Origin of the sequence: Streptomyces sp. NPDC005962 (genome assembly GCF_040629205.1) — a bacterium.
Lineage (GTDB): Bacteria > Actinomycetota > Actinomycetes > Streptomycetales > Streptomycetaceae > Streptomyces.
The window spans coordinates 131,341-151,165 of record NZ_JBEXVE010000003.1 but is presented as its reverse complement, the minus strand read 5'-3'; the positions used below and the strand labels follow the sequence as shown (position 1 = coordinate 151,165).

General features: G+C 70.2%; 17 protein-coding genes. 11 read left to right on the top strand and 6 right to left on the bottom strand.

The annotated features are described in order from the left end of the window. Positions 1-84: 84 nt before the first annotated feature. Complete coding sequence (locus ABZ370_RS06910; RefSeq protein ID WP_358617530.1) at positions 85-306, bottom strand: MbtH family protein; 222 nt, start codon at positions 304-306, stop codon at positions 85-87. 118 nt (positions 307-424) lie between these two features. On the opposite strand from ABZ370_RS06910, the gene ABZ370_RS06905 reads away from it, so the two are divergent. The 3 genes from ABZ370_RS06905 to crcB are packed head-to-tail and all read left to right on the top strand — an operon-like array spanning position 425 to position 1,580. Next, entirely contained in the window at positions 425-880 is a 456-nt protein-coding gene (locus tag ABZ370_RS06905; protein WP_358617528.1) for a CrcB family protein, read from the top strand. Further along, a complete protein-coding gene (locus tag ABZ370_RS06900) occupies positions 877-1,209 on the top strand; it encodes a DUF190 domain-containing protein (protein WP_358617525.1) in 333 nt (110 codons plus the stop codon). Before ABZ370_RS06905 ends, ABZ370_RS06900 begins: the two co-directional genes overlap by 4 nt. Beyond that, positions 1,206-1,580 carry a fluoride efflux transporter CrcB gene (crcB, locus tag ABZ370_RS06895; protein ID WP_358617522.1) on the top strand — a complete coding sequence of 125 codons (375 nt, stop codon included), beginning with the start codon at positions 1,206-1,208 and terminating at the stop codon, positions 1,578-1,580. Before ABZ370_RS06900 ends, crcB begins: the two co-directional genes overlap by 4 nt. A 13-nt stretch (positions 1,581-1,593) precedes the next feature. Here crcB and ABZ370_RS06890 read toward each other — a convergent pair whose 3' ends face one another. Continuing rightward, positions 1,594-2,529 (bottom strand): LysR substrate-binding domain-containing protein, encoded by a 936-nt coding sequence (locus tag ABZ370_RS06890; RefSeq protein ID WP_358617519.1) that lies wholly within the window; start codon positions 2,527-2,529, stop codon positions 1,594-1,596. A 96-nt stretch (positions 2,530-2,625) separates the two neighbouring features. Between ABZ370_RS06890 and ABZ370_RS06885 the strand changes: the two genes are divergently transcribed. From ABZ370_RS06885 to ABZ370_RS06875, 3 genes are read left to right on the top strand one after another with little or no spacing between them, the layout of a single operon-like run. Next, positions 2,626-3,372: a succinate dehydrogenase cytochrome b subunit gene (locus ABZ370_RS06885; RefSeq protein WP_358617516.1), complete on the top strand. Its 747-nt coding sequence runs from the start codon at positions 2,626-2,628 to the stop codon at positions 3,370-3,372. A gap of 1 nt (position 3,373) precedes the next feature. Next, a complete protein-coding gene (locus ABZ370_RS06880) occupies positions 3,374-5,320 on the top strand; it encodes a fumarate reductase/succinate dehydrogenase flavoprotein subunit (RefSeq protein ID WP_358617514.1) in 1,947 nt (648 codons plus the stop codon). Beyond that, positions 5,317-6,075 (top strand): succinate dehydrogenase/fumarate reductase iron-sulfur subunit, encoded by a 759-nt coding sequence (locus tag ABZ370_RS06875; protein WP_358617511.1) that lies wholly within the window; start codon positions 5,317-5,319, stop codon positions 6,073-6,075. The genes ABZ370_RS06880 and ABZ370_RS06875 overlap by 4 nt, the downstream gene beginning before the upstream one ends. Here ABZ370_RS06875 and speB read toward each other — a convergent pair. Both speB and ABZ370_RS06865 read right to left on the bottom strand, forming a co-directional pair. Then, the gene (gene speB / locus ABZ370_RS06870; RefSeq protein ID WP_358618336.1) at positions 6,072-7,058 is read right to left on the bottom strand and encodes an agmatinase; all 987 of its coding nucleotides are present in this window, start codon (positions 7,056-7,058) and stop codon (positions 6,072-6,074) included. The two genes, ABZ370_RS06875 and speB, sit on opposite strands and share 4 nt — an antisense overlap. Before the next feature lie 250 nt (positions 7,059-7,308). Beyond that, positions 7,309-8,352, bottom strand: a complete 1,044-nt coding sequence (locus ABZ370_RS06865) for a sulfotransferase (RefSeq protein ID WP_358617509.1) — start codon at positions 8,350-8,352, stop codon at positions 7,309-7,311. Positions 8,353-8,983: 631 nt separating this feature from the next. Between ABZ370_RS06865 and ABZ370_RS06860 the strand changes: the two genes are divergently transcribed. Together ABZ370_RS06860 and ABZ370_RS06855 are read left to right on the top strand one after the other, a co-directional pair. Next, positions 8,984-11,788, top strand: coding sequence for an AAA family ATPase (locus tag ABZ370_RS06860; RefSeq protein WP_358617506.1), 2,805 nt, complete (start codon positions 8,984-8,986; stop codon positions 11,786-11,788). A 39-nt stretch (positions 11,789-11,827) separates the two neighbouring features. Continuing rightward, positions 11,828-13,489, top strand: a complete 1,662-nt coding sequence (locus tag ABZ370_RS06855) for an NAD(P)/FAD-dependent oxidoreductase (protein ID WP_358617504.1) — start codon at positions 11,828-11,830, stop codon at positions 13,487-13,489. Between the two features lie 229 nt (positions 13,490-13,718). Here ABZ370_RS06855 and ABZ370_RS06850 read toward each other — a convergent pair whose 3' ends face one another. Both ABZ370_RS06850 and ABZ370_RS06845 read right to left on the bottom strand, forming a co-directional pair. Beyond that, complete coding sequence (locus tag ABZ370_RS06850) at positions 13,719-15,131, bottom strand: class I adenylate-forming enzyme family protein (protein WP_358617501.1); 1,413 nt, start codon at positions 15,129-15,131, stop codon at positions 13,719-13,721. Positions 15,132-15,186: 55 nt separating this feature from the next. Then, a complete protein-coding gene (locus ABZ370_RS06845) occupies positions 15,187-15,801 on the bottom strand; it encodes a thioesterase domain-containing protein (protein WP_358617498.1) in 615 nt (204 codons plus the stop codon). Between the two features lie 375 nt (positions 15,802-16,176). Here ABZ370_RS06845 and ABZ370_RS06840 point away from each other — a divergent pair, with 375 nt between their 5' ends. The 3 genes from ABZ370_RS06840 to ABZ370_RS06830 all read left to right on the top strand — a co-directional run bounded on the left by ABZ370_RS06840 (position 16,177) and on the right by ABZ370_RS06830 (position 19,707). Next, entirely contained in the window at positions 16,177-17,190 is a 1,014-nt protein-coding gene (locus tag ABZ370_RS06840) for an ABC transporter ATP-binding protein (RefSeq protein ID WP_358617495.1), read from the top strand. Continuing rightward, entirely contained in the window at positions 17,187-18,734 is a 1,548-nt protein-coding gene (locus ABZ370_RS06835; RefSeq protein ID WP_358617492.1) for an ABC transporter permease, read from the top strand. Before ABZ370_RS06840 ends, ABZ370_RS06835 begins: the two co-directional genes overlap by 4 nt. A 79-nt stretch (positions 18,735-18,813) precedes the next feature. After that, positions 18,814-19,707: an ACP S-malonyltransferase gene (locus ABZ370_RS06830; RefSeq protein WP_358617489.1), complete on the top strand. Its 894-nt coding sequence runs from the start codon at positions 18,814-18,816 to the stop codon at positions 19,705-19,707. Positions 19,708-19,825: the final 118 nt, after the last annotated feature.

Sequence of the window (19,825 nt, the reverse complement as noted above, 5' to 3'; positions counted from 1 at the left end):
GGAGCGCCCGGAGCGTCAGGAATCGCACCCGTCACACGCCCAACGTAACGCCGTGGCGGGGCGGCCCGCAGATACGGAGCCCGGTCAGGACGTGGCGGGGGTGTCCATCGCGGTCGCGAGGCTCTTCGGACGCATGTCGGTCCAGTGCTCCTCGACGTAGTCCAGGCACGCCTGGCGGTCGTCCTCGGCGTGCGCGACGGTCCAGCCCTCGGGCACCTCGGCGAAGGAGGGCCACAGGGAGTGCTGTCCTTCGTCGTTGACGAGCACGACGTAACGGCCGTCGGGATTGTCGAACGGGTTGCTCATGGGCTGTCTCCTCGTTGTCTCAACTGCTGTCCGCACGCCTCACGATCTTCCGGGCATGACGGTACCGGCCGGGGACACGCGCCGTGAAGCGGTGCCCGCGCCACGTAGCCTGAGCCGTATGGCGGAGGGCACACGACGGCGGCGGCACAGCCCGTGGCGGGGGCAGGGCCCGGTGGTGTGCGTGGTCGCGGTCGGCGGCGCCATCGGCGCGGCCGCCCGGTACGCGGCGTCCCTGCTGTGGCCGACCGACTCGGGCGCCTTCCCCTGGACGACGCTGCTGGTGAACGTGGTGGGCTGTGCGCTCATCGGCGTCCTGCTGGCGCTGATCGGCGAGGTGTGGGCGGCCCACCGGCTGGTGCGGCCCTTCGTCGGCACCGGGGTGCTGGGCGGGTTCACCACCTTCTCGACGTACGCCGTGGACTTCCGGCGGCTCGTCCTGGACGGCCACGCGGCGACCGGTGCGGTCTATCTGGTGGTGACGCTGCTGGCGGCGATGGCGGCGGTATGGGGCGCGGTGGTGGGCACCCGTCGGGTCGTCGGGGTCGTGGGAACGTACGGCAGGAGCACGGGATGAACGCGAACGGACTGAGGCTGAGCGTCTTCGTCGGCGAGAACGACACCTGGCACCACAAACCGGTCTTCGCCGAAATCGTGCACCGCGCGCACCGGGCGGGGCTGGCGGGGGCGAGCGTGTTCCGCGGGGTGGAGGGGTTCGGCGCCTCGTCCCTGGTCCACACCTCCCGGCTGCTGTCGCTCAGCGAGGAACTGCCGGTCTGCGTGGTGATCATCGATACGGAGGAGCGGGTGCGGTCCTTCCTGCCCGAACTGGAGGAGATCACCGGCGACGGTCCGGTGATCCTGGACCCGGTCGAGATCGTCCGCTTCCCGGGGCGTGACCGGTGAACTGGCTCCTGGTGGTGGCGGGCGGGATGGTCGGCGCCCCGCTGCGGTATCTGACCGACCGGATGGTGCAGACCCGGCATGACTCGGTGTTCCCCTGGGGGACGTTCGTGGTGAACGTGGTGGGGTGCGCGGTGCTGGGAGCGCTGACCGGGGCGGTGGCGGCGGGAGCCGCGTCGTCGCAGCTGCAGCTGCTGCTGGGGACGGGGCTGTGCGGCGCGCTGACCACGTACTCGACGTTCTCGTACGAGACGCTGCGGCTCGCGGAGGACGGGGCGCGCGGTGTCGCGGCCGCCAACGCGGTGGGCAGTCTGGTCGCCGGGGTGGCGGCCGCCTTCGCGGGCGGAGCGGCGGCCACGGCGCTGTGGGGCTGACCCCTGGCGTGCGTCAGGGCAGCAGTCGGGTGCCGGGCGGCAGGCCCGGGAGGTCGTCCGCGTCGGCCGAGCGCAGATACTCCAGCAGCACCCGGCGCAGCTCGCGCGCGGCCCTCGGCGGGGCGACGTCCTTGCGGTGGGCGACGGCGATGGTGCGGCGCATCGTCTGTCCCGCGAAGGGCGTGACCCGCAGTCCCGAGCGCGCCGCCACCATGCCGGGGAGCACGGCGATGCCGAGCCCCGCCCGTACGAAGCCGAGCACCGCGTCCATCTCGCCGCCCTCGACCGTGAACGAGGGCTCGAAGCCCGCCGCCCGGCAGGCCGCCGTGGTGAATTCCCGCAGGTCGTAGCCGCGGCGGAACATCACCATCGGCCGGTCGCGAAGATCCTCGACCCTGATCCTGCGGGCCTTCGTGGGCGGCGGGGACGCGGGCGAGGAGGCGACCACCAGCTCCTCGCGCAGCAGCTCGGTGGCGGCGAGGGCCGGGGCCTGGCCGGGCAGCGGGGTGATGATCAGGGCGAGGTCCAGCTCACCGGCGGCGAGGGTGCGTACGAGGTCCTGGGAACCGCCCTCGTCGATGATCAGCTCGATACCGGGGAACTCGTCGTGGAAGCGGCGCAGCACATCCGGTACGAGGCTGGCGCACAGGCTGGGCGGGGCGCCGAGCCGTACCCGGCCGCGCCGGAGCTGGGCGACCTCCTGGACCTCGCGGTGCGCGGTCTCGGTGTCGGCGAGGATCTGGCGGGCCAGCGGAAGCAGCGCCTCCCCCGCGTCGGTGAGGGCGATGTGGCCGCGCGCGCGGTGGAAGAGATCGGCGCCCAGCTCCCGTTCCAGCGCCCTGATCTGCTGGGACAGCGACGGCTGGGCGACATGGAGCCGTTCGGCGGCCCGGGTGAAGTGGCGGGTGTCCGCGACGGCGGCGAAATAGCGGAGCTGCTGCAGCTGCACAAGCCGATCATAGGCAGGGTTCATAGACATCGGCTATGGAAACCAGCCGGATCATGTCTTGGACGAATCACCACGGCGCTGCCTAGCGTCACAGACATGGCACTGGCGACACGGACGGACACGGGCCACGAGCGGCGGCCCGCCCAGAAGCGGAAGCCGCCGCGGAAGCAGTCCTTCATCGGCTCCGTGTGGCGGTCGACCATCGGTAAGAAGGCCGTGATGGCCGTCAGCGGGCTGATCATGCTGGCCTATCTGGTGGCCCACATGCTCGCCAACCTGAAGATCTTCTTCGGGCCCGGCGACCTCAACGGCTACGCGCACTGGCTGCGCACCCTCGGCGAACCGTTCCTCCCGCACGAGGGGTTCCTGTGGCTGGCCCGCGTCGGGCTGCTGGCCGCCGTCGTGCTGCACGGCGTGGCCGCGTACCAGCTCAGCCGCCGGGATCTGGCGGCCAGGCCGCGCGGCTACGCGCATCAGCGGCGGCGGGCGAGCTACGCGACCCGCACGATGCGCTGGGGCGGGGTGATCCTCGGGCTGTTCATCGTCTGGCACATCCTGGATCTGACGACGCTCACGGTGAACGAGCGCGCCGAGCCCGGCCATCCGTACGAGAACATCGTGGCGACCTTCTCCACCTGGTACGGCAACACCATCTACATCGTGGCGATGCTCGCCCTCGGGCTGCACGTCCGGCACGGCTTCTGGAGCGCCGCCCAGACCCTCGGGGCGGGCCGGCCGCGCCGCGACCGGGCCCTCAAACTGGCCGCGAACGGCCTGGCGGCCATCCTGACCTGCGGCTTCATCGCCGTGCCCATCGGCGTGATGAGTGGAGTGGTGAGCTGAGATGAACACGTACCCGGAGTACTCGACCGGTGAGCCGATCGCCGACACCAAGGCCCCGGACGGCCCCGTGGAGGGGCGCTGGGACCGCCGCCGCTTCGAGGCGAAGCTGGTCAACCCGGCCAACCGCCGCAAGTACACCGTCATCGTGGTCGGTACGGGCCTGGCGGGCGGAGCGGCCGGGGCGACGCTGGCCGAACAGGGCTACCACGTCGTGCAGTTCTGCTACCAGGACTCGCCGCGCCGGGCGCACTCCATCGCCGCCCAGGGCGGGATCAACGCCGCCAAGAACTACCGCAACGACGGCGACTCCGTCCGCCGCCTCTTCTACGACACCGTCAAGGGCGGCGACTTCCGCGCCCGCGAGTCGAACGTCCACCGGCTCGCCCAGGTGTCGGTGGAGATCATCGACCAGTGCGTGGCGCAGGGCGTGCCGTTCGCCCGCGAGTACGGCGGTCTGCTGGACACCCGCTCGTTCGGCGGCGTCCAGGTCTCCCGTACCTTCTACGCCCGCGGCCAGACCGGGCAGCAGCTGCTGCTCGGCGCGTATCAGGCGCTCAGCCGCCAGATCGCCGCCGGGACCGTGGAGATGCACGCGCGCACCGAGATGCTCGACCTGATCGTCGTCGGCGGGCGGGCCCGCGGCATCGTGGCCCGCGACCTGATCACCGGCCGGATCTCCACCCACTTCGCGGACGCCGTGGTGCTGGCCTCCGGCGGCTACGGCAATGTCTTCTACCTGTCCACGAACGCCAAGAACTCCAACGCCACCGCGATCTGGCGGGCCCACCGGCGCGGCGCCTACTTCGCCAACCCCTGCTTCACCCAGATCCACCCCACCTGCATCCCGCGCTCCGGCGACCACCAGTCGAAGCTGACCCTGATGAGCGAGTCGCTGCGCAACGACGGCCGCATCTGGGTGCCGAAGGCGAAGGGCGACACCCGTCCGCCCGATGCGATCCCGGAGGACGAGCGCGACTACTACCTGGAGCGTATCTACCCGGCGTTCGGCAATCTGGTGCCGCGCGACATCGCCTCCCGGGCCGCGAAGAACGTATGCGACGAGGGGCGCGGGGTCGGCCCCGGCGGGCAGGGCGTCTATCTGGACTTCGCGGACGCCATCGGGCGGATGGGCCGGGCGGCGGTCGAGGAGAAGTACGGCAACCTCTTCGAGATGTACCAGCTGATCACGGCGGAGAACCCGTACGAGGTGCCGATGCGCATCTACCCCGCCCTCCACTACACGATGGGCGGACTGTGGGTGGATTACGACCTGCAGACCACGGTGCCGGGGCTGTTCGCGATCGGCGAGGCCAACTTCTCCGACCACGGCGCCAACCGGCTCGGCGCGTCCGCCCTGATGCAGGGCCTGGCCGACGGCTACTTCGTCCTCCCCGCCACGATCAACGACTATCTGGCCCGCCATCCGCACGACGAGGTCGACCCGGGCCATCCGGCGGTGACCGAGGCCCTGATGTCGGTGACCGACCGGCTGCGGCGGCTGCTGGAGAACGACGGCGACCGCACCCCCGACTCCTTCCACCGTGAGCTGGGCGAACTGCTGTGGGACGAGTGCGGCATGGCCCGCACCGAGACCGGGCTGCGCAAGGCGCTGGACCGCATCCCGGCGCTGCGCGAGGAGTTCTGGCGGCGGATCAAGGTACCGGGGAGCGGTGCGGAGCTGAACCAGTCGCTGGAGAAGGCCAACCGGGTCGTCGACTATCTGGAGCTGGCCGAGCTGATGTGCCTGGACGCGCTGCACCGCGCCGAGTCCTGCGGCGGCCACTTCCGCGAGGAGAGCCAGACCCCGGACGGCGAGGCGGCCCGCGACGACGAGGCGTTCTCGTACGCGGCGGCCTGGCAGTTCAGAGGTACCGGCAACGCGCCGGTGCTGCACCGCGAAGACCTGGTCTTCGCGTACGTCCACCCCACCCAGCGGAGTTACGCATGAGGCTCACCCTGCGGATCTGGCGTCAGCGCGGCCCCGAGGAGCCGGGCACCCTGACCGCCTACGAGGTCGACGGCATCTCGCCCGAGATGTCCTTCCTGGAGATGCTCGACACGCTCAACGAGCGGCTGACCCTGCGCGGCGAGGAGCCCGTCGCGTTCGACCACGACTGCCGCGAGGGCATCTGCGGGGCGTGCGGCATGGTGATCAACGGGCAGGCGCACGGCCCGGTGCGCACCACCACCTGTCAGCTGCATATGCGGCACTTCAGGGACGGCGACACCATCGACGTGGAGCCGTGGCGCGCCGCCGCCTTCCCCGTCGTCAAGGATCTGGTGGTGGACCGGTCGGCGTTCGACCGGATCATCGGCTCGGGCGGCTTCGTCTCCGTCCCGACCGGAAGCGCCCCGGAGGCGCACGCCACGCCCGTGCCGAAGCCCGTCGCGGACACCGCGTTCGAGCACGCGGAGTGCATCGGGTGCGGGGCGTGCGTGGCGGCGTGTCCCAACGGTTCGGCGATGCTGTTCACCTCGGCGAAGGTGACGCATCTGAACGTGCTGCCGCAGGGGCAACCGGAGCGCGAGTCCCGGGTGCTGGACATGGTCGGCACGATGGACGACGAGGGCTTCGGCGGCTGCACGAACACCGGCGAATGCGCCGTGGCCTGCCCGAAGGGCATCCCGCTCCAGTCCATCTCGACCATGAACCGGGAGTTCCTGCGAGCAAGCCTCAAGAGCGGCGGCCGGGGCACCCCCTAGGCCTGCTGCTGCTCCGCCTGCTGCTGCTCCTCCACCCAGCGCAGGAAGGCGATCTGCCGGGACATGAGGGTGACCAGCTCGTACGCGGTGTGCGAGGCGGCCACGGAGGTGATGTCGGCGTGGTCGTACGCCGGGGCGACCTCGACCAGGTCGGCGGAGACCAGATGGCAGTCGGCCAGCCCGCGCACGATCTCCAGCAGCTCCCGCGAGGTGAGCCCGCCCGCCTCGGGGGTGCCGGTGCCGGGGGCGTGCGAGGGGTCCAGGACGTCGATGTCCACCGAGATGTAGAGCGGCCGCTTGCCGATCCGCTCCTTGAGCTGCTGCACCACCTCGTCGACCCCGCGCCGCATGACGTCGGCCGAGGTGACGATCCCGAAGCCCAGCTTGGTGTCCTCGTCCAGGTCTCCCTTGCTGTACAGCGGGCCGCGGGTGCCGACGTGGGAGAGGGCGGAGGTGTCGAGGATGCCCTCCTCGACCGCGCGGCGGAACGGCGTGCCGTGGGTGTACTCGGCGCCGAAGTGGGTGTCCCAGGTGTCCAGATGGGCGTCGAAGTGCAGCAGCGCGACCGGGCCGTGCTTGCGGGCCACCGCGCGCAGGATCGGCAGCGCGATGGTGTGATCGCCGCCCAGCGTCATCAGCTGCGCGCCCGTGGACAGCAGCTCCTCCGCGCCCGCCTCGATGTTGTCGACGGCCTCGTGGATGTTGTGCGGGTTGGCGGTGATGTCACCGGCGTCCGCGACCTGGACGTAGTGGAACGGGTACGCGTCCTGCGCCGGGTTGTAGGGGCGCAGCTGGCGCGACGCCTCCCGGATCGCGTTCCCGCCGAACCGGGCGCCCGGCCGGTACGAGACACCCGCGTCGAACGGGACCCCGACCACCGCGATATCCGCGCTGCCGACCTGGTCCAGGCGCGGGACGCGGCCGAAGGTCGCTGGGCCCGCGAAGTGCAGCGTGCGCTCGCTCTCCTCGGGCGGGACGGGCATGGCGGGGTCGCGATGGTTCGCGGACATGGTCGGTACTGAGCCCTTCGCGTGAGGATGAAGCAGGGAGTCCTGCGTCAACCATTCAATCCCTCGATCGGGTGAATGCCCACCGTAATCACCCCCTAGAGGCAGTCACGCCCCTATCGGGCAGCCGGTACGCCGAGGCCACTCCGGCGGGCCCGGAGAGCGAAGGGCGCCACCCGGCGACCGGCCACCGAAGGGCAGTGGCCGCCGGGTGACGACATGCGCCTTACGGGTGAGCGGCCAGCGCCTCCATACCGGGACTACAGGATTCCAGCAGCGGGGCGAGCTCCACTTCGGGCAGCTTCTCCGCGGCGCCGCGGCGGCCGCCGTCGAGAAGTGCGATGGACGCGTCCAGCCAGGAGGGGAGCGGTTCCACACCGATGAATTCGGCCAGCCGGATCAGTTCCTTCTCCGGCTCCTCCAGAAGGTTCTCGTACGACAGCCCGGCGCGCTGTGACTCCGGGACCTCCTCCAGCTTCCGCAGACCGTCGACAATCACGCCGGACCACAGGCTGCCGAACGCGGCGAGCGGGATGGGCCGGTCCATCACCAGGGCCGGGTCCCACTCGTCGCCCAGCAGCGGAGCGAGGTCGGGCGGGAGTTGGGCCGCGTGCTCCGGGGTCAGCTCGTACGGCGACTCCAGGCCGCAGCGGATGGCCATCTCCTGCGTCAGCGGAAGCATCCGGAAGCTGACGTGCCGGCTCATGGAGACGGCGCAGTCAGGGCCTTCGCGGTAGAGATGCACAAAGCGCGCCTCGGGAAAGGCACGGTGCATTTCCGTTACCCGGCCGATGGACAGACCGCTCCGCTCGACGACGGTGCCGGGGTCGCCGAACCGTGCGCCGAGGCTGGCGAAGAGGGCCCGCCAGTGGTCCGCCGGGCTCCGTGTGGGCCAGGCGGTGACCTCGGACTCCAGCTCGTCGAAGAGTGCGTCCGGGTCGTCGGTCAGATGGGGCAGCACCATGACGCTGATGGCCGGGATACCGGTGGTCTCGGCGTCGAACCGCCCCTCGGGCAGCCGGTGGTAGAGGAACTCGGGCGGGATGGCCCCATTCTTGATCAAGGTATCGCTGACCGCGTTGGGCCGGGACAGATATTCCCAGAACTCAGGGCCGCTGAGCAGGGCCTCGTCCAGCACTTCCGCATCGGGAATGCTGGCGAACAATTCGTTGACGCTGAGAACGTCCGGGTGAAGATTGATGACCTGAGACAGCGCCGTCGAACCGCACCGGCCGGTGCCGACGACGAATGTCAAGTTCTGATTGAGCACGCGCACTTTCCTCCCATTTGCTCGTACAACTCGGCGTTTCCATGGTGGCCCATCACGCACCGCAGCCTGTCGTTGCAGTGTGAATGGACGCGTGGAGTCGACACCCATGACCCCACACGAGGGAAACGCCTGACAAGGCGATGCGAGGGGCGCTTCAGGGGTTCCAGAGTTTTCGGAAGCTTTGCGCAACTTTCACACGCGACAGGGCCATTGCTCCTCGCCGCACCCCGCCCCACCAGCGATGGAGCCGAGCCGAGCGGCCGCGCGGAGCTTCACAACTCGGCTACGGCACCGTGACCTCAATCGAACACATTCACCTGTGACGAGACAGTCATCTTTTCGCACCAACAGCACTGCTACAGTGCCCATCCACTCCATACCCGTGTTCCACGGCTGGCAAGCCTCAGCCAGGCGGGGAGGGGTTGCGAACACACGGCATGCCGTCGAACACACGTCATGACGCAGAGCAGCCATGCCGCCGCAGAGGGTGCGCTTACGGGAGGAACGGGGAGCACCAAAGGGCGGCACGGTATTTACAACTTCAGGGGACGGCGCATTACCAGGTGCGCCGTGCACGGTGATTCGATTTCACCGCCGCTGAGCACGACTGAATTCGGGGAAGGTTTCGTACGTGTTGGTGGAGCGCGATCAGGAGATAGCTCGGCTCAATCGTCTCCTCTTCGAGGACGCCCGGGAGGGGAGTCGAATCGCCGTCATCGGCGGTGCCGTGGCGTCGGGAAAGACCGCGCTGCTGCACGCGGTGACGGACACCGCGGGTGCGCGGGGCGTCCGGGTGCTGCCCGCGGTCGCCTCCACTTCGGAGCAGAATTTCCCGTACGCCTTACTCGATCAGCTCTACCAGGGCATGCCCGCGCGCCTTCGGCACGCCCGGCCGCGGCCCGTTCTCGACGCGCCCCCGCATTCGTACGACCCGGACCAGGTCGACCTCCCGCTCCTCCAGGAATTCCACCGCACGCTCGAGGAACTGACCGATGACGCGCCGCTGCTGATCGCCATCGACGACGTCCAGTACGCCGACCTGCCGTCCCTGCGCGCCCTCGCCTACGGCATCCGCCGCTGCCGCTCCGAAGCGCTGTCCGTCGTGGCGACCCGCGGCGCGCTCACCGGGCCCGCCGCCCCGGCCCTGGACGAACTGCTGCACCGGCCGAAGGTGTGCCACGTACGGCTCGCCCCGCTCACCGTCGCGGGCGTCACCACCCTGCTGACCGAGGAACTCGGCGCCGCTGAGGCCGAGCGCCACGCCGCCGCGTTCCACGACCTGACCGGCGGCAACCTCCTGCTGCTGCGCGGGCTGCTGGACGACCAGTTCTCCCGGCTCACCTGCGGCCCCCTCGACACCACGCCGGGCACTTGCGCCCCGGCGCCCGGCGAGCTGTTCCGGCAGGCCGCGCTGTCCTGCGTCTACCGAGGCGGCCCGGCCCACCACCGGATCGCCCAGGGGATCGCGCTGCTCGGCGACGCCTCGTCCACCCCCCTGCTGAGCAAGCTCGTCGCGGTCGAGGAGCGGCAGGTGCGGCACGCCGTCACGGCGCTCACCGACGTGGGACTTCTGCGCGGCGCGCACTTCAGGAGCGACGAGGTGCGCACCGTCCTGCTGGACGACCTGCCCGGCGACGAGCTCGGCACACTGCACCACCGGGCCGCGCGGCTGCTGAACGAGGAGGGCGCCGACCCCCTCGACGTGGCCGGTCATCTGCTCCATCACGAACCGGCCGAGCCGGTCGAGGAGTGGATTCCCCAGACCCTGCGCGACGCCGCCCGGCACGCCGTCGCCGCCGACCGCGTGGAACTGGCCGTCAACTGCCTGCAGTTGGCCCAGCGATGTACCACCGATGAGCGGGAGACGCTCATCCTCCAGGCCACGATGGTGGAAGCCATGTGGCCGTTCAATCCGCTCTCCCAGATGCGCCGTCTCCAGTCGCTGGCCGGTCCCGCGGGCAGCGGGCAGCTGCCGCCGGAGTACGCCGTCCCGGTCCTCCTGCGGCTGCTGACGCTCGGGCAGACGGCCGAGGCCGCCGCCGCCCTCGGCCGGATCGGCCGGGACGCGGCCCCCGGCTCGGAACTCGACACCACGCTGCGGACCATCGACCTCGCCCTGGCCTCCACCTACCCCGGCTCCCCCGAGCTGCGGACCTTCGTGGAGCGGGCGGCGCCGGACGGCCCGCGCGCGGGCGTTCCGCCGACGGCCGAGCAGACCCCCGAGTCGCCCCAGCTCACCGCGGGCAAGGCGCTGCGGACCGTGCTGTGCCACGGCGCCGACGACCAGGCCGTCCAGGCCGTGGAACGGGTGCTGGAGACCTCCCGGCTCACCGACGCGACCCTGCCGACGGTGCAGGCCGCGCTGCAGGCCCTCATCTACGCGGACCGGCTCGCCACCGCCGCCACCTGGTGCGACCAGCTGATCGAGCAGAGCGAGCGGCGCGGCGCCACAGCGGTGCTGGCCTCCTTCCACACCCTGCGGGCCCAGATCGCCCTGCGGTCCGGGCGGCTGCCGGACGCGGTGCGGTACGCGGAGCGGGCGCTGGAGGAGCTTCCGGCCCGTGGCTGGGGAGTCACCGTCGGCATGCCGCTCGCGATGCTGGTGGGCGCGCACACCGCGATGGGCAACCACGACACCGCCGCCGAGATCCTGGCGCGGCCGGTGCCGGAGGAGATGTTCCAGAACCGGTACGGGCTCCACTATCTGTACGCGCGCGCCTGCCACCAGCTGGCCACCGGCCGCCAGCACGCGGCCCTCACCGACTTCCGCGCCTGCGGGGAGAAGATGGCCGCCTGGGGCCTGGACTCGCCCGCCACCCTGGCCTGGCGGCTCGGTGCCGCCGAGACGTGGCTGACCCTGGGCAGTCAGGAGCGGGCCGCCCGGCTGGCGGAGGAGCAGCTGGAGCAGACCGGCCAGGCCCCCTCCCGCACCCGTGGCGCCGCGCTGCGCGTCCTGGCCGCCACCCGGCCGCCGGCCGAGCGGCCCGCCCTGCTCGAACAGGCGGTGAGCGTGCTCCGGGCGAGCGGCGGCTGGTACGAGATGGCGCGGGCGCTGGCGGATCTCGCCGAGGCGCACAAGCAACTCGGCGATCTGGACAGCGGACGGCTGATGACCCGCCGGGCCCTGTGGCTCGCGGACAGCTGCGGGGCCGAGGAGCTGTCCCGCTCGCTGCAGCGGACTCCGGGCCGCTCGGCCCTGTCGGAGGCGGCCCGCACCGGCGAGGACACCACCGCGTTCTCCGAACTGTCCGACGCCGAGAGCCGGGTGGCCGCGCTCGCCGCCTCGGGCTACACCAACCGGGAGATCGCCGCCAAGCTCTACATCACCATTTCCACCGTGGAGCAGCATCTCACCCGGGTCTACCGGAAAATCAACATAAGTCAGCGTCGAGACCTGCCCGCGAGCCTGGAATTCGATGTCGCCCACACCGCCTGATCTCCCCGCGGTGTCGCTCGTCCCCAAGAGGTTCATCCCATGACGTCCGCGACCACGGCTGCCACGACGATGCTGGTGCCGGACTTTCCTTTCTCCTACGACAACTGGCTGTCCCATCCAGCTGGTCTCGGTGCCCTGCCGAGTGCGACGCACGGCACGGAAGTCGCGGTCATCGGCGGCGGTATGTCCGGACTCACCGCGGCATATGAGCTGCTGCGCCTGGGACTTCGTCCGGTTCTCTACGAAGCGGAGCAATTGGGCGGCCGGATGCGTTCCACCCCCTTTCCCGGGAATCCGGAATACAAGGCGGAAATGGGCGCCATGCGCTTTCCCCTCTCCGCACGGTCACTGTTCCACTACATCGACCTGCTGGACCTGCGCACCCGGCCCTTTCCCAATCCGCTGGCACCGGCCACCCCGAGTACGCTGATCGACCTGAACGGTGACCGCGACCGGGCGCGCACCCCCGGCGAACTCCCGGACGTCTACCAGGAGGTCGCCGACGCCTGGGAGAAGGCGCTCCAGGAGCGGGCCGAGCTGGCCACGGTGCGCGACGCCATCCAGCAGCGCGACGTCGCCACCCTCAAAACCGTGTGGAACCGGCTGGTCAGGGAGTTCGACGACCAGTCCTTCTACGGCTTCCTGGCCACCTCCTCCACCTTCCAGTCGTTCCGGCACCGGGAGATCTTCGGGCAGGTCGGCTTCGGCACCGGCGGCTGGGACACCGACTTCCCCAACTCGGTGCTGGAGATCCTGCGCGTCGTGGTCACCGAGGCCGACGACAACCAGGTCGGCATCGTCGGCGGCTCCCAGCAGCTGCCGCGCGGGCTGTGGGAGCACGCCCCGGCCGCGCCCGCCCACTGGCCGGAGGGCACCTCACTGGCGTCGCTGCACGACGGCGGCCGACCGCGCCCGGCGGTCACCCGGCTGCGGCGGGCGGGGGACGGCATCCGGGTACGGGACGAGAGCGGCGAGGAGCGGGAGTTCCCCGCCGTGGTCTTCAGCCCGCATGTGTGGACGCTGCTGCACCGGATCGACTGCGATCCGGCGCTGCTGCCCACCCCGCTGTGGACGGCGGTCGAGCGCACCCACTACATGGGCGCCTCCAAGCTGTTCGTCCTGGTCGACCGGCCGTTCTGGCGGGACACCGACCCGGCGACCGGCCAGGACGTGATGAGCATGACGCTCACCGACCGGATGCCGCGCGGGGTCTACCTGTTCGACGACGGACCCGACCGGCCCGGGGTGATGTGCCTGTCGTACACCTGGAACGACGACTCGCTGAAGGTCGCCACCCTCTCGCCCGAGGAACGGCTGGAGCGGCTGCTGACCCAGCTGGGCGCGATCTACCCGGACGTCGACATCCGCTCGCACATCGTCGCCGGACCGCTGGCCGTCACCTGGGAGACCGAACCGCGCTTCATGGGCGCGTTCAAGTCCAACCTGCCCGGACACTACCGCTACCAGCGGCGGCTGTTCACCCAGTTCATGCAGGAGGACATGGCCCCCGAGCAGCGCGGCTTCTTCCTGTGCGGGGACGACGTCTCCTGGACGGCCGGATTCGCGGAGGGGGCGGTGACCACGGCGCTCAACGCGGTGTGGGGGGTGCTCGACCACCTGGGCGGCGCCACCCACCCGGACAACCCGGGCCCGGGCGACCGCTTCCCCGACTTCGCCCCCGTCGAGCTGCCGTACGACTAGGTCCTGTCCGGCGGATCTTCGTGGATCAGCCCGCGGCGTCTGGTGCGGTGCATCGCAAGGCGGAGGGTCGTCCTCGTACCGGGTCGTACTCGGGCGATCCCGACAACGCAGCGAGGTGCCGTGCCAGGCGTCGCGGGCCCGCGAAGATCCGCCGGACAGGGCCTAGGGGTTTCCCCAGACCTGACGAGGGGGCCGGTGCTCAAAGCCCGGCCCCCTCGTCGCGTTCCGTCTAGCCCTTCGCGATCTCTTCCAGCCGGCGCTTGTCCGGCTTGCCGTTGCGGTTGAGCGGGAAGGTGTCCAGCACCTCGACCCGGTTGGGCTGCTCGTAGACCGGCAGCACCTGGCACAGCCGCTCGCGCCAGTACTTGGCGTCCCGCCCCTCCTCGTCCTCGACGAAGAAGACCAGCTGCACATCGCCGCGGCGGCGCTCGTCGGGGAGCGGCACGATGCGGGTGGAGATGTGGGCGACGGCGGCCTTGCGCTCGACCAGCTCGGGGTAGAGCAGATAGCCGTAGCGGTGCACCGCGAACTTCCGGCCCAGGACGAAGAGGTTGTCGTCCTCGTCGAGGTAGCCGAGGTCGCCGGTGGGGAACCAGCCGGTCGGCATGGCGTCGATGCCGCCGTCCTCGTCGATGTGGCCCTCCAGCGCGTCCGGGGTGTCGACCTCGATCTCACCGGCCTGCCCGGGGGCGGCCGGGATGCCGGACTCGTCGATGACGCGCAGCTTGATGCCGTCCATGGCGCGGCCGCAGGAAACCGGGTTGTCCAGGGTGGCGAACGCGATGTTGCCCAGCTCGGTGCTGCCGTAGCTGTCCAGCAGCGGCAGCCCGAACTCGGCGACGTAGCCGTCGGAGAGCGCGCCGTCGAGCGGGGCCGCGCCCGAGCAGAACATGCGGACCTGCTCCAGCCGCGCCCGCAGCGAGGGCTTGCGGCGGGCCAGGTTGAGCATGGTGCGGTAGCTCGACGGGGTGGCGTCGAGCACGGTCGCGCCGGTCCGCCCGGCCATCTGCACGGCCCGGTCGAGGCGCTTGTAGGGGGCGATCACCAGGGAGCAGCGGGTGAGCCAGGCGATGAGCACCATGGACAGCCCGTACTGGTGGGCGAAGGGAAGCAGCGGCAGCAGGACGTCGTCCTCGCGGTGCCCGACCTGGGCGGCGTTGCGCTCCAGGTTGGTCAGGAACTTACGGCCCGACTTGACCGCGCCCTTGGGCTCGCCGGTGGAGCCGGACGTCCACATGATGAGGCCGTCCTGCCGGTCGGCCCAGGCGTCGAACGACAGCTCACGGGTGCTGAGCGGGCGCCCGGCGGCCGGGGCGATCAGCTCGTAGAGGTTCACCACACGGGCGTCGTCGTGGATCGGGGAGTCGTCGTCCACGAAGGCGAGGGCCGCGCCGGTGCGCCCGGCTATCCGCCGGGTCTCGTCCGGGTGCTCCTGCTGGTCGATCAGCACGATGGAGGCGCCGACGTGCATGAGGGCGAACAGCACACTGACGTAGGCGGCGGAGTTGCCCGCCTTGAGGATGACGCGGTCGCCCGGGGCGACCCCATGCCGCTCGCGGATCACATCGGCGACACGGATCGCGTCCAGCTCGAAGTCGGCCAGGGTCTGCACCGAGTCGAGCGCGTAGATCTTCGCGGTCATCGAACGTACTCTTTCCTTTTCACTCAGGAGTACGGGCAGCCCCGGGCTTGTCCCCCTAGGCTCCCTTGTCTTCGGCGCCGGTTTCCCACTCGGCATCGACGGTGGACTGCGAGAGCAGCTGGTCGTGCACGAGGTTCACGACCTCTCGCCGGCTCGAGTCGAGGTAGCCGCGGGAACCGGGAAACACCTCGAGGTCGAATCGTCCGCTGGTACGCCGCCGCCAGGCCCGTACGCCGCGCAGCGGGGTCTTGGGGTCGCCCTCACCGGCGAGGGCGACGATCCGGCAGCCGAGGGCCGGCGGGCCCAGGGCCCTGCCCCAGTGCGCGGTCCGGCCGGATACGAACAGGGTCAGCAGGGGCGTCCCGGTCTCCCGTTCCAGGCGCTCGGCCACGCGGTAGGCGAGGTCGGCGCCGACCCGGTGGCCGAAGAAGGCGATCGGACGGTCCGTCCACTCGCCCAGCGCACCGAAGATCCGGTCGACCAGCTCCGGGCAGTCGGCCAGCCGCTCGCCGTCCTCGCCGTCCTCGTCGCCGGTGTGGAGGGGGTATTGGATCGCCAGCACCTCCACGGTGGGCAGCAGGAGTTCGGACAGGGAGAGGTAGTACGCGGTGGAGCGGGCGGACTCCGGGAAACAGATCAGCCGGAAACTGCTCGGAGTTTCCGTTTGCAATATCCGAATAAGGCCCACATCATCGGGCTTGATCTGGCTCAAGGAGCACATCCCCGGGATTTCACTGAGGGGCCGGGCACGAGTACCCGGTGGGGCGCGTCGACCACGCTCGTCCGAGGCCCTGACTCCGTGAGGTTATGAGCCCTTCTCCTGCACCACAACCCCTAGTAACCGCTATTCGAGGTACGCCTTATATGCGGGTACCGCGCCATCCCGGCGTGACACGGGACCCGGGGGCGCCCCCTCAACCCCCCTCACTTGCGCCACCACCCCCTAAAGTGGAGGCAGTTACGCGCGCGGAGTCAAGCGGCTGTGTTAAACATGAGGCAAAGAATTTTCCTCCTCAAGCCAATTAAATTCGGTGCGACGACAGCGATGAACACAACACGTCCTATTGATTTCGCCGCCGTTGTCGACGGCTTGGTGAAGAAGTACCCCGGGCGCCCCGTCCCGGCGGTCGACAATCTCAGCTTCACCGTGCGGCACGGTGAGGTCTTCGGCTTCCTCGGCCCCAACGGAGCCGGGAAGACCACCACCATCGGTATCCTGACCACCCGGGTCGCCCCCACCGGCGGACGCGCCTTCGTACAGGGCGTCGATGTGATAGCCAGGCCCGCGGTGGCCCGGCAGTCCTTCGCCGTCGTGCCGCAGCGCAACAATCTCGACCGGTCACTGACGATCCGTCAGAATCTCACCTTCCACGCCGGCTACCACGGGCTCTCCCGTGCGGAGCGCGGCCGGCTGGCGGACGAGAGCCTGGAGTGGCTCGGCCTCACCGACCACGCCAAGAACCGGGCGGACCAGGTCTCCGGCGGTCAGGCGCAGCGCGTGATGATCGCGCGAGCACTGATGCACCGCCCCAAGGTGCTGTTCCTCGACGAACCGGCCACCGGTCTGGACCCGCAGTCGCAGATCTTCGTGCGCGACCGGATAGCCGATCTCAAGTCCCGTGGCGTCACAGTGGTGCTCACCACCCACGACATGGAGGAAGCCTCCAGGCTGTGCGACCGGATCGGCATCGTCGACCACGGCAAGCTGCTCGCCCTGGACACCCCGGAGGCACTGACCAGCAGGATGAGCAACACCGCCCTGACGGTCACGGTGCGGCCGCCGTACAGCGGCATGAACGGCGTGGTCCAGCTGGTGCAGAGCCTCGGTGTCGCGGAGCGGGTCGAGGTGCTGCAGCAGGAGGACCCCACCGCGCAGGGCGGAACCGACGGCGACGGCACCTTCCGCATGAAGGTCTACAGCAACGCGACCTCCTCCGTGCTTCTGCCCACCGTCATCAAGGCCCTGTCCGACACCGGCTGTGAAATCAAGGACCTGAATGTGAGCAAGGCGAGCCTGGAAGACGTGTTCGTCGAGCTGACGGGGAAGGAGATGCGATGAGCTCCTCCGCACGCCCCCCGTCCTCGACGGGCCAGAACACCGGTGGCGAGGCCGCCGAGGAGAAGCCCGGGACGGGTGCGGCGGCGTCCGCGAGCCGGGGCGGCCAGGGTGCCTCCGCCGACCGGGGCGCCGAGCGCGAGCCCGCCGACACCAGGACCACGAACTTCAAGACCCCGGACTTCGGGGTCCCGGGCGCCAAGCCGGACGGGAACAGGGCCGCCGACCCGAGGACCACCGATCCCAGGGCTGCCGACCCGAGGGCGGTTGATCCACGGGCAGCCGATCCGAGGGCCGCCGACCCGAGGGCGATCGATCCGCGGGCCGCCGAGGACGACGGTTTCGAGGACACCCGGACCGCGCTCGTCCCGGCCAGGCCGCGCGCCCCGCTGCCCCCCGCCACGGACCGGAATACCCCCGCGGTCCCGCCGGTCAGGCACGAGCCCACGCCGTACGAGGCCAGGTCCCATGAGACCAGGCCTCCTGAGGCCAGGCACGAGACGAGGCCCGGGGCCAGGCCGCACCCGGTCGGGGACACGGGTTCCAGGCACGGCGACATCGGCGACACGATGACCCTGGTCATCAAGCCCATACCGGCTCCGTCGGCGTCCCAGGCCGCACAGGACGCCAAGGCCGCGCTGAACAGCATCATCGCGGCGGCCGAGGCCCGTGCGCCCCTCGTGCCGCCCGAGCCGGAGCCCGAGCCCGGGCTCGATCTCGATATGCCCGACGAGAAGCGCCGCGGCGGGCGCCACCGGCGCCGCGCCAACCGGTGGCGGACGTTCTTCTTCATCCTGTGGCGCGACATCTTCGTCACCGGCCGCGAGATCGGTCCCTTCCTGGGACAGGTCATCGTGGAACCGTTCTTCATGCTGTTCGTCTTCGGCAAGGTGCTCGGCGAGATCGGCATGACCCAGCCCGGATTCCAGCAGGTGCTGCTGCCCGGTGTGGTGGCGCTCAACAGCTTCCTGGTCTCCCTGCAGAACACCGCGTTGCCCCTGGCCATCGACTTCTCCTGGACCAAGGAGATCGAGGACCGATTGCTCTCGCCGCTCCCGACCGGCATGGTGGCGGTGGAGAAGGCGCTCTTCGGAGCGATGCGCGGGGTGATCGGCGCCCTGGTCATGATCCCGATCGGGCTGCTGCTGCTGGACGACGTCTCCTGGCCGCTGTCCAAGATGCCGGAGACATTGGGCATCCTCAGCCTCGGCGGACTGGTCGGCGGTGCGGTCGGGCTCACCCTCGGCACCCTGGCGCCCGCGCGCCACATCTCCATCGTCTTCGCCATGACGCTGACCCCGATCATGTTCACCGGGGCCACGCAGTTCCCGTGGCGGAGCCTGGACGGTGTCCGCTGGTTCCAGATCCTGTGCACCTTCAACCCGCTGACCTACGTCACCGAGGCGATGCGCGGGCTGCTGCTGCCCGACGCGCCCGGGGTGCCGCCGTCGATCCCGCTGTGGATCTGCGCGTGCGCCATCGCGGCTTCCCTCCTGATTTTCGGGTTCATCGGTATCCGGGGCTTCAACCGCCGGGCGCAGGACTGAGCGACGGCCGGTCCAGAGAGTAAGGCAGCACATCATGACGGCATCCGAGCAGACGAAGTCAGCCATCGTTTTCCCGGGCATGGGACCTTCCGGCTTCTCCGAGGTGGGCAGGTTCCTGACGCTGGACCCGTTCGCCCGGAAGCGGCTCGCCGAGGCCGACGAGGCGCTGGGCTACTCGGTCTTCGACCGGCTCCGCGACTCCGAGGACGACTACGACGAGGCCACCCAGATCGCCTTCCTGGTGAACTCGATGGCCTCGGCGGACCGGGCGGAGCAGGAGCACGGCCTCGTCCCGGACCTGTGCGTGGGTCCCAGCTTCGGGCAGAAGGCGGCGACGGCGTACGTCGGTTCGCTGCCGTTTCCCGAGGTGGTGCGGCTCACCGCGGAGCTGGCCCGCTGTGAGCACACGTACTTCACCGAGGAGTACCAGGACGCGGTCACCCACACCTTCGTCCGCACCCCGCAGGAGAAGCTGACGGAGATCCTCACCGAACTCGGTGAGCGCGGTGAGTGGTACGACTACTCCGGCCATCTCGACGACGGCTTCTTCATGGTCTCGCTGCGCGAGAAGGAGCTCGACGGGTTCAAGAAGTCGATCAGCGACGTCGGCGGCTACTCCATGTACACCATGGTCCCGGCGGTGCACGCGCCCGCGTTCGCGGAGCTGCGGCGCCGGGCGGCCGAGGAGATCCTGCCGAAGTACGACCTCCTCGACCCGAAGCTTCCGGTGGTCACCGACCAGAACGGCACGATCGTGACCTCGGCCGGTGAGCTGCGCACGATGCTGCTGGACACCTTCGACCTGCCCATCCACTGGCCCAAGGTCGTCGACACGCTGAAGGGCGCCGGGGTGTCGAAGATGTACATCACCGGCCCGGACAACCTCTTCCACCGGCTGGACCGCACCAAGTCCAACTTCGAGGTCGTGACGGTGGGGCCGGGCAAGCGCTCGCGCCCTGCCCGTAAGCGCTGATTTCCCGCCTACGCGACACCCGTACCTCCGCAACACCCGCACAACACAGCAGCACAACACAGCAGCACAGCACAGCAGAAGGGCCGGGCCCCGCCCCCTCCTCGGAGGGGGCGGGGCC